1 protein-coding gene is annotated in these 2,269 nt (G+C 67.1%); it reads right to left on the bottom strand.

Annotated elements, in window-relative coordinates; translation table 11 throughout:
• Positions 1–99: 99 nt before the first annotated feature.
• On the bottom strand, positions 100–1,986 hold the full coding sequence (dnaK, locus tag V6M39_RS17750; RefSeq protein WP_332645151.1) for a molecular chaperone DnaK: 1,887 nt from the start codon (positions 1,984–1,986) through the stop codon (positions 100–102).
• Positions 1,987–2,269 lie beyond the last annotated feature (283 nt).

Here is a 2,269-nt window from a genome sequence, read left to right as displayed (position 1 = left end):
CCGCCGGCTGGCCGGCCGGGGCCGAGGAGCCCTGGGGCTCCTCGACCTCGGTCTCGTTGGCCATCTCGGCCGCCGCGTCCCCGAAGGACCCGGATGAGGTCACTTGGACTCACCCTCGGCTGCGTCGCTGTCGCCACCCTCGGTCGACTCGTCGGCAGGTTCGTCCACGATCTCGGCGTCCACGACGTCGTCGTCCGCCTCGCCGGTGGCGCCGGTGGCACCACCCGCAGCGGCCGCGTCGGCCTCGGCAGCGGCGTACATCGCGGCGCCCATCTTCTGGCTGGACTCGCCGAGCTTGGTGACGCCGGCGCCGATCTCCTCGGAGGTGGCGTCCTCCTTGGCGAGGGTCTCCTTGAGGGCGTCGAGGTCGGCCTTGACCTCGGTCTTGACGTCCTCGGGGAGCTTGTCGTCGTTGTCGGTGAGGAACTTCTCGGTCGTGTAGACGAGCTGGTCGCCCTGGTTGCGGGCCTCGACGGACTCGCGACGCTTGGCGTCCTCCTCGGCGTACTGCTCGGCCTCCTTGACCATCCGGTCGATCTCGTCCTTCGACAGCGCGCTGCCGCCGGAGATCGTCATCGACTGCTCGCGGCCGGACGCCTGGTCCTTGGCGGAGACGTGGACGATGCCGTTGGCGTCGATGTCGAAGGTGACCTCGATCTTCGGCACGCCGCGCGGAGCCGGCGGCAGGCCGGTCAGCTCGAAGTTGCCGAGGGGCTGGTTCTGCGACCACATCTGGCGCTCGCCCTGGGCGACCTTGATCTCGACCGAGGGCTGGTTGTCGTCGGCCGTGGTGAAGATCTCCGACCGCTTGGTGGGGATGGTGGTGTTGCGCTCGATGAGGTTGGTCATCACGCCGCCCTTGGTCTCGATGCCGAGGGAGAGCGGGGTGACGTCGAGGAGCAGCACGTCCTTGACCTCGCCCTTGAGGACACCGGCCTGGAGGGCCGCGCCGATGGCGACGACCTCGTCGGGGTTGACGCCCTTGTTGGGCTGCTTGCCGCCGAGCAGCTCGGTGACGAGGTCGCTCACGGCGGGCATGCGGGTGGAGCCGCCGACGAGCACGACGTGGTCGATCTTGTCGATCGCGACGCCGCCGTCCTTGAGCACGTTCTTGAACGGCGCGCGGGTGCGCTCGAGCAGGTCGGCGGTGAGCTTCTGGAACTCGCTGCGGGTGAGCTTCTCCTCGAAGTGGAGGGGACCCGACTCGCCGTGGGTGATGTAGGGCAGGTGGATCGTGGTCTCGCTCGATGAGGACAGCTCGATCTTGGCCTTCTCGGCAGCTTCCTGGAGGCGCTGCTTGGCGATCTTGTCGGCCGCGAGGTCGACCCCGTTGGCGTTCTTGAACTTGGTGACCATCCACTCGACGACCTTGTTGTCCCAGTCGTCGCCACCGAGGTGGTTGTCGCCGGAGGTCGCCTTGACCTCGACCACGCCCTCACCGATCTCGAGCAGGGACACGTCGAACGTGCCGCCACCGAGGTCGAAGACGAGGATCGTCTGGTCGTCGCCCTTGTCGAGGCCGTAGGCCAGCGCCGCGGCGGTGGGCTCGTTGACGATGCGGCTGACGTTGAGGCCCGCGATCTCGCCGGCCTCCTTGGTCGCCTGGCGCTGCGCGTCGGAGAAGTACGCCGGCACGGTGATGACCGCGTCGGTCACCGTCTCACCGAGGTAGGCCTCGGCGTCGCGCTTGAGCTTCTGCAGCACGAACGCGCTGATCTGCTGCGGGGTGAAGGTCTTGTCGTCGATCTCGACCTTCCAGTCCTCGCCCATGTGGCGCTTGACGGACCGGATGGTGCGGTCGACGTTGGTGACCGCCTGTCGCTTGGCGACCTCGCCGACGAGGACCTCGCCGGACTTGGTGAAGGCGACGACGGACGGGGTCGTCCGGGCGCCTTCGGCGTTGGTGATGACGGTGGGTTCGCCACCTTCAAGGACGGAGACGACGGAGTTCGTCGTTCCGAGGTCGATGCCGACGGCTCGAGCCATGTGTTTCTACCTCCTGCTTGGCCCGGGATGTCCGGGGACCTGCGAACGTGGGGAATGCTCACCATCCTGACGCCTGGCGCCCGGTCTGGCAAAACAGTTGAGTCGATGTCACTCAACTCTACGCATACGGTTCAACGCAGGGCTTGCCGGATCATTCCCAAGTCGGCGCATCTGCTCACGCAGACACTGGCGAGTCGGCGCATCTGCTCACGCAGACACTGGCGAGTCGGCACATCTGCTCACGCGGCACATCAGATGAGCCGACTCGACCTCATTTCTGTCA

The sequence above is a fragment of the Aeromicrobium sp. genome, from assembly GCF_036675695.1.
Taxonomy (GTDB): Bacteria; Actinomycetota; Actinomycetes; order Propionibacteriales; family Nocardioidaceae; genus Aeromicrobium.
This window is presented reverse-complemented; position numbering and strand designations above follow the sequence as displayed.

Excerpts from the sequence above, each read along its gene's own strand:
- dnaK (WP_332645151.1), bottom strand. The coding sequence starts at position 1,986 with ATGGCTCGAGCCGTCGGCATCGACCTCGGAACGACGAACTCCGTCGTC.